The organism is Bacillus sp. ISL-7 (assembly GCF_018613065.1).
The window spans coordinates 1-13379 of record NZ_JAGGQW010000012.1 but is presented as its reverse complement, the minus strand read 5'-3'; the positions used below and the strand labels follow the sequence as shown (position 1 = coordinate 13379).

The 13379-nt window shown below is 38.9% G+C and carries 11 protein-coding genes, 1 pseudogene and 1 riboswitch; of the genes and pseudogenes, 2 read left to right on the top strand and 10 right to left on the bottom strand.

Annotated features, from left to right (window positions below):
* Positions 1-227 precede the first annotated feature (227 nt).
* The 5 genes from J7E66_RS03045 to J7E66_RS03025 all read right to left on the bottom strand — a co-directional run bounded on the left by J7E66_RS03045 (position 228) and on the right by J7E66_RS03025 (position 5758).
* Entirely contained in the window at positions 228-1694 is a 1467-nt protein-coding gene (locus J7E66_RS03045; RefSeq protein ID WP_214997974.1) for a sodium:solute symporter family protein, read from the bottom strand.
* Positions 1691-1879, bottom strand: coding sequence for a DUF3311 domain-containing protein (locus J7E66_RS31560; RefSeq protein ID WP_214997973.1), 189 nt, complete (start codon positions 1877-1879; stop codon positions 1691-1693). Before J7E66_RS31560 ends, J7E66_RS03045 begins: the two co-directional genes overlap by 4 nt.
* 242 nt (positions 1880-2121) lie before the next feature.
* Positions 2122-3213, bottom strand: coding sequence for a tartrate dehydrogenase (locus tag J7E66_RS03035; RefSeq protein ID WP_308162450.1), 1092 nt, complete (start codon positions 3211-3213; stop codon positions 2122-2124).
* Between the two features lie 18 nt (positions 3214-3231).
* Entirely contained in the window at positions 3232-4683 is a 1452-nt protein-coding gene (locus tag J7E66_RS03030; protein ID WP_214997972.1) for an aldehyde dehydrogenase family protein, read from the bottom strand.
* Positions 4676-5758, bottom strand: a complete 1083-nt coding sequence (locus tag J7E66_RS03025; protein WP_214997971.1) for an aromatic ring-hydroxylating oxygenase subunit alpha — start codon at positions 5756-5758, stop codon at positions 4676-4678. The genes J7E66_RS03030 and J7E66_RS03025 overlap by 8 nt, the downstream gene beginning before the upstream one ends.
* 219 nt (positions 5759-5977) lie before the next feature.
* Here J7E66_RS03025 and J7E66_RS03020 point away from each other — a divergent pair, with 219 nt between their 5' ends.
* Positions 5978-7348: a sigma-54 interaction domain-containing protein gene (locus J7E66_RS03020; protein WP_214997970.1), complete on the top strand. Its 1371-nt coding sequence runs from the start codon at positions 5978-5980 to the stop codon at positions 7346-7348.
* A 178-nt stretch (positions 7349-7526) separates the two neighbouring features.
* On the opposite strand, the gene solA is transcribed toward J7E66_RS03020, so the two are convergent.
* The gene (solA, locus tag J7E66_RS03015; RefSeq protein ID WP_251032731.1) at positions 7527-8693 is read right to left on the bottom strand and encodes an N-methyl-L-tryptophan oxidase; all 1167 of its coding nucleotides are present in this window, start codon (positions 8691-8693) and stop codon (positions 7527-7529) included.
* A 362-nt stretch (positions 8694-9055) separates the two neighbouring features.
* On the opposite strand from solA, the gene J7E66_RS03010 reads away from it, so the two are divergent.
* Positions 9056-9313, top strand: coding sequence for an aspartyl-phosphate phosphatase Spo0E family protein (locus J7E66_RS03010; RefSeq protein WP_214997969.1), 258 nt, complete (start codon positions 9056-9058; stop codon positions 9311-9313).
* A 298-nt stretch (positions 9314-9611) separates the two neighbouring features.
* Here J7E66_RS03010 and J7E66_RS03005 read toward each other — a convergent pair.
* From J7E66_RS03005 to J7E66_RS02990, 4 genes and pseudogenes are all read right to left on the bottom strand, one after another.
* Positions 9612-10370: pseudogene (locus tag J7E66_RS03005) on the bottom strand (5'-methylthioadenosine/S-adenosylhomocysteine nucleosidase); the annotation flags it as partial.
* Positions 10371-10669: 299 nt separating this feature from the next.
* Positions 10670-10773: riboswitch (purine riboswitch) on the bottom strand.
* A gap of 198 nt (positions 10774-10971) precedes the next feature.
* Positions 10972-11919, bottom strand: coding sequence for a magnesium/cobalt transporter CorA (gene corA / locus J7E66_RS03000; protein ID WP_214997967.1), 948 nt, complete (start codon positions 11917-11919; stop codon positions 10972-10974).
* A 191-nt stretch (positions 11920-12110) separates the two neighbouring features.
* A complete protein-coding gene (locus tag J7E66_RS02995; RefSeq protein ID WP_214997966.1) occupies positions 12111-12410 on the bottom strand; it encodes a helix-turn-helix domain-containing protein in 300 nt (99 codons plus the stop codon).
* A 49-nt stretch (positions 12411-12459) separates the two neighbouring features.
* Positions 12460-12720 carry a hypothetical protein gene (locus J7E66_RS02990; protein WP_214997965.1) on the bottom strand — a complete coding sequence of 87 codons (261 nt, stop codon included), beginning with the start codon at positions 12718-12720 and terminating at the stop codon, positions 12460-12462.
* Positions 12721-13379 lie beyond the last annotated feature (659 nt).

The following is a 13379-nucleotide window of genomic DNA, read 5'->3' as shown; positions in this document are numbered from 1 at the left end:
TACTCTCAAAAAAATAACTTAATTACCTTTCATCGTTATTTAAGCGTTTACACTTTAGCTAACTAAATTATAATGCTTTGAAATACAGAAGGCTCTAGATAATCATTCGAACTATTAGCACAATGTTGCTATTGTAAAGTGATTTTCTGTGCATAAAAAAGGAGGGAAACCTTTTTTAAGGTCTCCCTCTTTATCAACCGTTCTTAGTGACCGTGTGCAGCATTTTTTTATACCGCTTTTGTCTCAATCTCTGACTCTATTTTTACTGATGTTCTAGTAATTGCACTGACCGCGAACATGAAAACAATGTTAACGACAAGGGCTGCTATACCGATATCAATATCTTTTATGAACTGAGGGGCTTTCGGAAAGAACGTCCCCATAGTTGAACTGGTGATCGTTACATAAGCAACCATGATAACACCAGTTATGATTCCTGCAGCTGCGCCTGTTTTGTTCACAGGGTTTTTCTTCCATAAGCTGCAAAGCAGTGGAGGGAATAATTGCAGCACAAAGCTGTAAGCCATGATCAGCAAGGCAATAATACTGTTTCCGCCGAAAAAAGTGAAAAATAAAGCGATTAGCGCCACAATAGGGACACAAATACGTGTGTATCGTCCAATTTGCTCATCGGTGGTATTCGGTTTGATCGCCTTATAAATATTTTTCGATAAAATCGTCGAGGCTGTTAGTAATAACATCGAACACGGAACAAGTGCGGTTAAGATACCGGCGGCTCCTATGACTCCGACCACCCACGGATCGAACGTTGCTTTTGCGATTTTAAAGAGAGCTAAATCTGTATCTGTTCCTTGTAAATTTGGAATTTGTAAAAGGGCTGTGAAGCCAATGAATAAAATGAATACTAAAATGATTTGGTAAAGCGGCAAAATAGCAGCATTCTGGCGCAGTGTCCGTTCATTTTTAGATGATAAGCTTGCACCGAAGCATTGAGGCCACATATATTGCCCTAATCCGATCGTTAAACATGTCGAAATATACCAGGATATGCTGTATCCTTCTTTAGGAATTAATAAAAACTCCGGCTTTGCAGTATCCAATGTTTCAAACATCGGCTTTATTCCGCCGTAGTAGTGATACGGCAAATAAATACCTAAAAAAAGAATTACAATGAGAAGGAGAATGTCTTTTAAAATGGCTGTTGAGGCTGAACCGTGAATACCAGACAATGTCACAAATATCGTGACAGCAACCACCCCAATGCACACCGCTAAATTCGGTGAAATCGCACCATATGAAGTCTCTGATACAATGATTTTAAGTCCTTTTAACTGTAAAACGATATAAGGAATCATGGAAACGACCCCGACAACGGCTACCAATAACCCGAGTGGTTTACTATTATACTTCTTTGCAAAAAAGTCAGATTGAGTAATCACTCGATGCTTTTTGGCATAACGCCAAATGGGAGGCAAAATCCAGAACGGCACAATATAACAGAAGGCGTTGAAGATATAAATGATAGGTCCTCCCATTCGGTAGGATCCGCCGCTTCCTCCCAGAAACACATACGTTGTAAAAATTTCACCGGCCATTAACACAAACATGGTGATAGAACCAAAATTTCGCCCGCCTACGGCCCATTCTTCGAGCTGTTGTCCTTTGCGGGCACGGACACCTAAATAGAAAGCAAGAAGAAGAGTAGCTATGAGAATGAAGATAGCACTATTCATTTAATTCCCTCCTGTCTATCTATCAGAATATTAGTAATGTACAAAAATAATGAAGTTAAAACGAGCCAGGCCGTCGCCCAAAAAACAATGAAGGGTAACCCAAATATATACGGCTCGATACGGTTTACAACTGTGAACGCACCAATAATAGGAATTATTGCTAGGATCCAAATTAAAACTTTCACTCAGAAATTCCCCCTCACGAAAAATTAGTATGAATTTTGAGACTTTTTACTCTTTGCTTATTTCGAATTCTCCGAATTCTATTAGAATAGAGTATTGGTAATATAAAAACAAGTGAGTTTAGCATCATGTTTGAAAACGCTTTAAATTTTCGAATACAAAAAATGAAATGGGTATTACATAAAAGGCCAATTGAGACCTTTTATGTAATACTTAATACATCAAATGAATCTCTATCAGTCTATCAGCTTTTCACATTTTGAGAAAAAACTAAAGATTTCATCAGGTCTACTACACGGTTTCCTACGTCTGACGTAGTAGAAGTTCCATTCATATCAGGTGTCAAAACTTCATCTTCTACCAAAAGTTGTTCAATCGCATCCAACACTAGTTTTCCGTATGCTTCATAGCCGAAAAAGTGGAGCATTTGGCTAGCGGACCAAATAGCGGCAAGCGGATTGGCTATCTGTTGTCCTGCAATATCAGGAGCTGATCCGTGAATCGGCTCAAACATAGACGGAAAGTCTCTTTCGGGATTAATATTCGCTCCGGCAGCGAGCCCTATCCCACCCGCAATCGCCGCCCCCAAGTCCGTTAAAATATCGCCGAACAAGTTCGATGTCACAACGACCTCAAAGCGTTTTGGATCTTTAATCATCAGCATCGCCGCCGCGTCGACGAGATAAGTTGCCGTTTCGACTTCAGGATATTCTGCACTCACTTCTTCAAATACCTGGTCCCAGAAAACCATTGAGTAATTAAGGGCGTTTCCTTTAGAAATGCTCGTCAGCGATCTTCCTTCTTTTTTCGCCGTTTCAAACGCGTAACGAATGATTCGCTCTGTGCCTTTACGGGAAAATACACCGTTTTGCAAAACGACTTCGTGTTTCTGCCCTTTAAACAGCCAGTCACCTGCGCCTGAATATTCGCCTTCAGTGTTTTCACGAATGAACAGCATATCGATGTCTTCGCGTTTCACATCCACAAGAGGCAAGTGAGCCCCTTTTAATAGCGTCACAGGACGGATATTAACATATTGGTCAAAGCTTTTGCGAATTTTTAACAACAAATCCCAAAGCGAAATATGGTCAGGGACGCCGGGAAACCCGACTGCCCCTAAATAAATTGCGTCAAATTCTTTCAGCTGCTCAATTCCATCCTCTTCCATCATTTTTCCATTTTCCGCGTAAAACTCGCATCCCCATGGAAAGTATGTGAATTCAAATCTGAAACCAGAATCAAGTTCAGCCACTTTATTTAATACTTTGACCCCTTCAGTAATGACTTCAGGACCGATGCCATCTCCAGCAATAACTGCTACTTTAAAAAGTTTCACTATGATCTCCCTCGCTTTTTAGCTTTGGTTCCAAACGACCAATTTCATTTCAGTCATTTCTTCCACTGCGTATTTTATGCCTTCACGGCCTGTACCACTTTCTTTCACACCACCATATGGCATTTGATCGACACGATAGGTAGGCACGTCATTAATGATTACTCCGCCCACATGCAGTTCCTTTGAAGCGTATAAAGCGTTTTTCACATTGTTTGTATAAATGCCTGCCTGTAATCCGAACCGAGAATCATTCACTTGCTCAATCGCTTCTTCCACTGAACTCACTTTGTTTACAACGACAACCGGTGCAAATGCTTCCTGGCAAGAAACTTTTAATGAATGGTCCGCATCTGTAATAATTGTTGGCTCAAGAACGCCATCTTGAAGTTTGCCGCCCGCAGCTATTGTTGCAGCGCTGCCTTTCGTTTCTTCGATCCAGCCTAGTACACGTTCAGCTTCCCCTTTAGAGATTAAAGCAGAAATATATGTGTCCGGATCAAGAGGGTCACCAATTTTCAGCTTCTTTGCTGCCTCAGTGAACTTGGCAACAAATTCATCATATACATCCTCATGTGCATACACACGCTGCAGAGAAATACATACTTGTCCCTGGTTCGAGAATGCCCCCATGATGCATCGGTCAATAATTTGATCAATGTCAATATCTTTGTCAATAATTAATGCAGAGTTTGAACCAAGTTCAAGCGTCGTCTTTTTCAAGCCCGCTTTATTGCGGATGCCAATTCCGACACTCGGGCTGCCTGTGAATGTTACCATGCTTACGCGGTCATCTTCAACAATCACTTCACCGACTATGCCGCCGGGACCTGTTACTACATTTAATACACCCGCTGGAAGACCTGCTTCTTCAAAAATTTCCGCGATAAAGAGAGCAGACAGTGGAGTTTGCGACGCTGGTTTCAAGACAAGGGTATTGCCCGCCGCTATAGCCGGCCCAACTTTATGAGCAACAAGATTCATCGGGAAGTTAAAAGGTGTGATCGCTCCAATGACACCAATCGGCTCTCTTAACGTGTAACCAATTCGGCCGACGCCGCCAACAGCGGCATCAAAAGGTATCGTTTCTCCGTGGATTCTTTTTGCTTCTTCAGCCGCAAACTTATACGTTTCAATCGTTCTGGCCACTTCCGCTTTTGCGAACATAATTGGTTTAGCTGATTCACGAGAAATAACTTCAGCCGCTTGATCCGCTTTCTCTTTTAATAGCGCCACAACGTTTTCCAAAATCTCCGCCCGCTGATACGCTGGCATTTTTGCCATTATTCCGCGTGCGTTATAGGCAGCAGTAATGGCCTCTACAGTCAGTTCTTTATCCGCCATCGCAATTTGAGCGATTTCTTCCCCAGAATAAGGGGAGTATAATGGAGCATATTTCGTTGTTTCAACTTTTTCACCATTGATCATGAGAAACTGCTTCGCCACTTTTACTTCATTCGCTAAATTACTCATTGAGGGCCTCCAATACCATTTCATGAAATTGTACAATTGCTTTTTCTGAAGACGAATATCTTCCTTTGTTAAATGCACGTGAGCGGAAACCGATTTGTTCTAACTCTACAAGTTCCACATCTTCCAAGCGAACTTGTTCAGCAAAAGCAACTAAGTCTTTTTCTTCTTGCGTCAAATTTTCGTCACGGAAATAATAAGTGTACACAATCTTAGTTGTTTCATGATCAATCGGCACTAATTGAATTGTCGCCATATTCCCAGGACCTGGGTAAATTGTTAACATTAGGTTCGGCCACAACCAGAAGAAAGATCCGCCTTGCATTTCTGCCTGATTTAAATCAACGGTTCCATAATTTTTATCAGGTTTAACAATTGAGCCTTGAAGTGAATAGTTTTCACATGTAATGATTTGATAATCATCCATGTCAAGTGCTGCAACGAAGCCTGGATGAGCTACATGACAGTGGTCGCACTCTAAATAATTATCAATAAACGCTTTCCAGTTCGCTTTAATCACCCGTGATGTTACGCCCGTTCTTTTTAACTCACTCAAAAATGGAAATTTACTCAAGCGGTCGAAGAAATCGCCGTAAGATTCGCTAAGTAGCTTCGCGTTATCGTCCAAGTTGACAAAAATTAAAGATTCCATGATTTCCATACGAACTGGACGTAAGCAAGCGTCTTGTACACAAGCTTCATCCTCACCTTTAAAGTTCGGTGCTTTGTTTAATTTTCCATCTAACTTAAAAGTCCACCCATGATACATGCATTGTAAAATTTTCTTCTTGCCTGACTCACTTTTTTCAAGCTTTGTGGCACGATGAGGACAAACGTTATAAAAAGCACGGATGACTTCATCCTGACCACGAGTCACAATAATCGGCTCTTTTGCTACTTCAGTCGTAAAGAAAGAACCTACTTTTTCCAACTGGCTGATATGTCCCACAAGCTGCCAGGATTTAGAGAAAACAAGATCATACTCTTTTTCAAGTACTTTCGGATCAGTGTATTTGTCATAAGTCAATGTTCTTTCAAATGTCCGATTAGATGCATTTTCTACTGTGTTATAAGCCATAATTCATTCTCCTCCGTAAATAAATGATGATTGCCTACATGCTTTGCCGCCTGTCAATTGTATATATGCAATTCGTGTGCCAAGTTTAAAAAAACGTAAGAATACACAAAAAATTTTGATTTTTACTATAAACGCTTTCATATTGAGTTATAATTGACTCAATATGGTCAAATTTTTGTCAAAATTAACTCATACCTTGTGAAAAGAGAGGATCATTCTATGAAAAGTACTGAGGCAACTGGCAATATTGAGATGACGCTGCAAACTCTTTTAAAAATTCTCGATCATTCCTCCGATGAAATTTTCGTCCTCGACGGCGAAAAGCGGATTCTATATGTTAACCAGGCCTGTGAGCGCCATTATGGGCTGAAGCCGAGTGATGTCATCGGTAAATACAATGTCGAATTATTTGAAAAAGGCTACTGGAAACCGTCGATCGTGCCAGAAGTGTATAAAAGAAAAAAGCCTTGCTACATGAGGCAGCAGACGTATATCGGAGCTGAACTGATGACATCGGCGATTCCCATCTTAAATGACGAGGGGGAAATCGAACTTGTCGTCACCACATCGACCGAATTACAGACATATAAAATGGGGAAAGCGATTGGAACGAGCAATGAGTCAAAAACCACTCAAGTGGAGGAAGCTGGCCAGTTCATTACGAACAGCAGCAAAATCAATCGAATCCTGACTTTTTGCGAAAAAGTAGCCCCGACAGATTCCACGATTTTAATCCAGGGAGAATCAGGAACAGGAAAAGGCGTACTCGCCCATTACATCCACCGGATCAGCAAGCGGAAAAGCGGCCCGTTCCTGACGATTAACTGTGCGGCCATTCCGGAAGAGCTGCTCGAATCGGAACTATTCGGCTATTCAAAAGGGGCGTTTACCGGAGCAAACAAAACTGGAAAACCGGGATTGATCGAAGCTGCGAACGGCGGCACGGTTTTCCTTGATGAAATCGGGGAAATGCCACTCGCCCTGCAGGCAAAGCTTTTACAAGTCATCCAGGATAAACAATTCATTCCCATTGGCAGCAGCGAACTGAAAAAAGTCGATATCCGCATCATCGCCGCAACAAACCGGGACTTAATTGAAATGGTCAATGACAAACGATTCCGGGAAGATTTATTTTACCGGCTGAATGTGATCGACATTTACCTGCCGCCGCTGCGTGAGCGCAAAGAAGATATCATTCCGCTCACGTACAATTTTTTACATCAATTCAATAAAAAATACCAAGACAACAAAGTTATCTCGGAAGAATGCATGAATATATTAATCCATTATTCGTGGCCGGGAAATGTACGCCAGCTCGAAAATTTGATTGAACGGTTAGTCGTCATTAGCGACTCAATCATCCAGGTGGCCGACTTGCCGGATATGATCACCGACAACGTGGAACAAGTTACCCAGCTTGCTCTCCCCACTTCACTCGATAAAGCGATTGACGAAACGAAGCGGTTACTAATCAGAAGATCTTTCCAAACCTACAAATCGTCAAGGAAAGTCGCGGAAGACCTCGGTATCAGCCAGACGAAAGCCTCGAAACTAATCCGGGAGTACTGCGAGGATTTGATGAATAACTGATATTTGAAATAAGCATAGGTTAGCAAAGGCTGACTCAATAAGTTGTACACTGCAACCATTTTGAGTCAACCTTTTTTTGTTTTTTCAAACGTTATTTCTTTACTTTCATGAGTAGGGTTCTGACCCCAACTTTTAATCAAGGATATGCCGATGATTACCCATTCAGTCTACTGCAATATTATTTACTACTACATTCACTTGAAAATCGATGAAGTGAAAACATGGAGATATCATCATTTGTTTTACCTTCCGTAACTAGATCACAAATGATTTTTCCTACAATGCTGGCAAATTTAAAGCCATGTCCTGAAAAACCAGCTGCGATAATGACATTTGAAAGTGAAGGGTGACGGTCAATAATAAAATGCTCATCAGGAGTAAGTGTATAAAGACATGTTTTACCTTTAATCAGGGGACCATTGGCTTTTGGCAGATACTTCTTAATAAAGTTTCGAGCCTCATCCTCATCAGTTGAATTCACACCGTATTCCCGATTGAAACAATCCGGATCTACCTTTTCTCCTCCATCATGTCTTCCGATTTTTACCCCACTTCCATTGATATTTGGAAAGCCATAATAGTGTTCATTTAATAAATCGATCGTGAAGGCCGGAAAATGACTGGCATCATAAAGAAGATCATCACATTCAAACCATGAGACAGTCTTACGTGTCGGCTGAAGAGGAATGTCCAATCCTGTTTCCTCGAGGATTTTTCCTGTCCAAGCTCCTGAACAGATCACCACATAATCAGCAGCATATTGCTCGCTATTTGTTTGTACAACGGCACCTTCACCAAACTTTTCAATTTTCTCCACTTTTGTAAATGGCACCAATGTCATCCCATTCGCTAAGCCAAGTCGGCGATAGGCTCGAATACATTCTTCACTAAATAACACTCCTGAATTTTTTTCTAAACATCCTACGGATCCTTCTGGTATCTTGAAGCCTGGCCACCGAACATTTATCTCATCACTTGATAGTATTTCAAGAGGTAAAGAAAATTCTTTTGCACTTTTGACAACTTCCTCGATAAATAAAGAGCCCTCTGCACCGACACACAATACTCCTGTAGGAGAAAACAAATCCATTCCTGATTCTTGTTCTAATTCACGCCATAATGCTTGAGCGCGGAGCGCAAGCGGAACATATTTCCTTCCTTCTCCATAGGCATGACGAATGATTCTAGTATCCCCATGGTGGCTGCCCAAGCTATGGGGGGGATCATTCGAATCTAGTAATAATGTCCTTTTTCCAAGCTTCGATAAATAATACCCTGCAGCCATGCCCATAGACCCTGCGCCTACAATAATCACATCATAGTGGTCCATCAAACGATCACGCATCCTTCCATACACCTTTTTAGGTATGAAATAATAATATCAGAAATTTCTTTCTTAATAGAAGAAACTCGGTCTTTTTAATCTCCAGAAGGACTTACTATCTACCTATTAGTTGTTGGAACACTCCTGCAAATTTTAGTCTTAAAGTCCTTCAACTTCTTTAAGGGACTACAATGTGAGTGAATTCAACAGGCCATGTTGTCGAAAATCTACATGCCGCGTCTATTTTTGTCTCCTTTTATCTTCTTTTATCTTCTTTTATCGAATCTAATCCATATCAGTTAATAAATGCTATAATTCATTCAACTCTACTAGAATCTACGTTTACTGAAATTTTACTGAAATTTTATAAGGAGTAATCGGCAATGAGACTAGAACAATGTGAAGCAGCTATTAAAGAGAAAAAAAAGGAAATGATTAAATTAGGAATGACAAAAGGACTTCAAAATGAAGAAACTATCTATTGCAGCCAAGAACTAGACAAACTGCTTAACGATTATAATAGGTTATTATTAGACGATAAACATTCTAAACCCCTAAATCCTTACGTTGACCTTTTCTCAATACTTACAACACACGTACATAGGATTTTATCTATTCCTTACGGATATTTTTTTATTTAATGATAATAGTGGTATCTTCAACTTAGTCCTTTGAGAACCATTTCTAAATGTGTTTGAATTCGTTAATAATTTAGAGAGAATGCACCCATTCTCTCTTTTTTTTGTCTTTTTTTAATCAAGGGATTTTAAGTGCCCTCTCAATAAAAAAGACAAAGAGCTTTGTTCAACCATTTTACATCTTCAATTTTATCATCATGATAGTAGAAACATACTACACCTAAGATAACCGCACCTAAATTCCACTTAAAGCAAACACCCTTGTCTACTTGGACAAGGGTGTTTGTTTAGTTTTATGATATTATTTGCCTTGAATAGTAGAAATGTATTTTTTAACTACTTCATAAACATATTCTTGATTGGCTGCTGCCGTATCCGAGTTGTATTTATCACCATTTGTTTTATTATTTGACAGTACTCGAATACCCAAGAATGGTACATCATAAGCTTTGGCCATTTGTGCTGCTGCGGCACCTTCCATTTCTTCTACAGATGTACCGTAATTCGTATGGAACCATTTAATTCGATCAACTTCATTATTCCAAACGTCTGCTGAACCGATCGTACCCTCGACAACTTCACCCTTAGTGTAGGTATCTTTTACTGCGTTAGCAGCTGCAAGTAAATCCTTATCGCCCTCGTAGTAACGGATCTTTTCAGCATTAGGATCTGACCCGCTTCCTTCAGAAGCCATTAAGTCCATCGAGATCCATTGTGTGGGATCCATTCCCTCGTTTTCATTCTTACTTTCTGTTTTTAAGGAACCAATATTTGTCGTTCTTTTTCCTAAAACAATATCAAATACATGTAATTTCGGATCATGTCCGCCAGATGTACCCTGGTTGATGATAGCGATCGGGTTATATTTTTCAATCGCCACTGCTGTAGCGGCTGCTGTATTTTCCATTCCCTTACCTGTTTTAGCAACGATTACAGGATAATTGTCCAGCTTTCCTTTGTAAAAGACGAAATCCCCTGATTTTTCCACTTTAACTTTTTCTAATTTTTGTGCAAATTTTTCAGCCTCTATTGGCATTGGACCTTGAATAAGTATTGGCCTCCCGGCACCCTCTACCTCTGTTTCATTTAGAAAAGCTGAATTACGTAATGCAAGCAACAATAAGAATAGTAGAGCAATAGCTGCTAATGGAGCGTATTTCTTTAAGATGTTGTTTGTCATAAAAACCTCTCCCTTTTCTCTTGATGTTTAAAAACTCGAAAAATCTGGCCAATAAAAAAGGTCTAGAAAATGTAGAATGATTTCTACCTTCTAGACCTACAAGAGTCAAAGTATAGATCATTTAGCAAACATAGAAAAATATACTAAATGATAGTATGGCAACGGCTAAAAAAGCCGTACAGCCAAATACTTTAACTCGTAGTTTAGTTCTTTCATTGGGAACCAGGTAGAAACACTCAGACCATATTACCGAGTATATACGAGTAATGATATTTAAGATGATTACTATGATAATATAACAAATATAAAATAGATAATCAATAAAAAGGTGAATATTAATCCATTGTAACTGCTTAATGTTCGTGTTTAGGTGAAATTATTGAGAAAAACCGAGAGGAAATCATACAAAATACCATCTATACCGATTAATATGTAACCATGCACTTTACTCTTTCTGATATTAATTAATATTGGTTGTTTGTTACTTTTTAAATAACCAGCCTTTTTTGTAAAACCAAAAAATCATTACAATTACAATGATCGCCATAACTCCTAGAGTGATAAAATAGCCGTATTGCCAATGTAACTCTGGCATATGATCAAAATTCATTCCGTACACGCCTACAATAAATGTAAGCGGCATAAAAATAGTTGTTATAACGGTAAGTGTCATCATAATGGAATTCATGCGATTGGATTGAATAGACATGTAATTCTCCCTCATATCAGAAGTAACATCTTGATTAGACGCAACCATATCCGTTAACTTCATCAAGTGATCATATATATCGGAAAAATAATGATGAATTTGCTTTGTTTCCTGAATCCGCTTCGAGTTTATCATCCGATATAACAAATCTCTCATCGGAATGATTGTTTTTCGCAACCGAATCAGTTCTCTGCGAATCTCATAAACCTCTTCGATGACCTTTTTGCTGCTGGCTTCCTTCTCTTCATATTCATTTAATTTATCCTCAATTTGATGCAAAATTGGAAAATAGCAATCCACTAATTCATCAATAATGCTATGTAGAACAAATAACGGTCCAACCTTTTCCATTTCCTTACTTGCAAATAATTTTTGCTTAACCATATCTATTGCCTCATCCTTCTCCTTATGAAAGGACACGACATAGTTTTCTCCTACAAAAACATCTATCTCCTCGCACCTTATTGTTTTACTTAATGAATGTAAAACAAAGAAAAGGACACCATCATAATAATTCATATTGGGGCGCTGGATAAAATGCAGACAATCCTCAATCGCCAAGGGATGAAAGTGGAAAAATTCACTTAACAACTTCGTTTCCACATCAGTTGGTTCCTCAAAATCCACCCAATAAAATTTGAACCGATCTGACCTTAGATCCTCCAACTTTACTTCTTTTATCAACTGATTATCTTGTGTAATAGCATAGGTAAAAATCATTCATAAACCTCACTTTATTGATTTCAGCCTTTCAAATTTACCAACACTATCTAACTAATGACCATCCTGTAAATTGTCCATAACAAGGCCTCTTGCAACAACCTTATCATGAAACATTTCTCATTTGTTTATAATTGAGCCGATTTTTCACCTCTAAACTCAATTAAGATAGATATAAGGAACATTTACTACTATTTTCTCAACACTGAAGTGCTGGATATTTTATACTTGTGTATAATCCCAATCAGTGAATCGTTCCCGGAAAGGTAATCAAGAACGGCAGCTGTTTTAACCTCTTTAGAGTAACGATCCCATCTACCTGTTTTATGAAGTCCCTCTATTCCGTATGTCTCATATAGATAAATCCATTCTTTCATTGATTCATCAGAAATATTGTATTGAGAACAAAAGTCTTGAATCGAGGTATGTCTATCGTTAAACGCCACAATTAACTCATACTTTTCTTGTGCAGAATAAGCATTTTTTCCCATAGTAAAAAGCCCCCAATAAAGTAAAACAGATTTTTATTATTTAATCTGTCTACTTTATCGGGAGCATATCAGATTCACCAAGCTTTTTTCGGGACTTGTAAATGTAAATTTTTTCTGCCAAAAAGCTTATAATCAACCCGATAACAAGCGGAGTCAACGAACCAGCTGAAATAAAGAAACCATTTGCGTTATCTGTATATTCGTGATGGAACATTAACCAAGGAATAGTAAACATATGTCCAACTAGGTAAAGCAGTCCTACCGTAAATACAAATGAACCAAATGTAACTATAAAGCTCTTTAATTTCATCCGACCACTTCCTAATTAGCTGTTATTGTAAATATTATACATTTTTCGGTCATAACTATCAATATAACAAACTGGTGGTCAGACCCGCTAAACCTCCCGAGTTGGGGTTTTTTTGGTTGTAATTAAGACTCTTTGTAAGGCTGAAATAGATCTTTTTATCAAGAAATTTTGATTTGTGTATTTTTAGGAGGGTTTTGTGCATTTTTCAGTGGGTTTTGTGCATTTTTAAACACCTTTTGTGCCATTTTCAAAGGATTTTGTACGAAAATTTATGTGTTTTGTACAATTAGACAATATATGTAAATTATCAACCTGAAATTGAACTTAATTTTTCAGAAAATTGATATGACACAGCAAAAAGCTTCTAGTCCACACTAGAAGCTTTTCTACTTTACCACTTTAACTGAGCGGAGGCAGATCCCCACCTATCAATTAGATGTAATCACAGTTTCCTTCTTGTCTATTGATGTAATAATTACCTTATACGAATCATTCTTTATGATTGCCTTGGTTTCCTTACTCGTTGGAATACTTGAATGGTGTTATTGACAGCTTTGGTTTTCGTTACAGCATAGCCGTATACCCTTTCTAGAGAAACCGCTACATCCCCATTCCTGGAAAACCGCCCATCCCCATTCCTGGTTGACCGCCCATTCCCA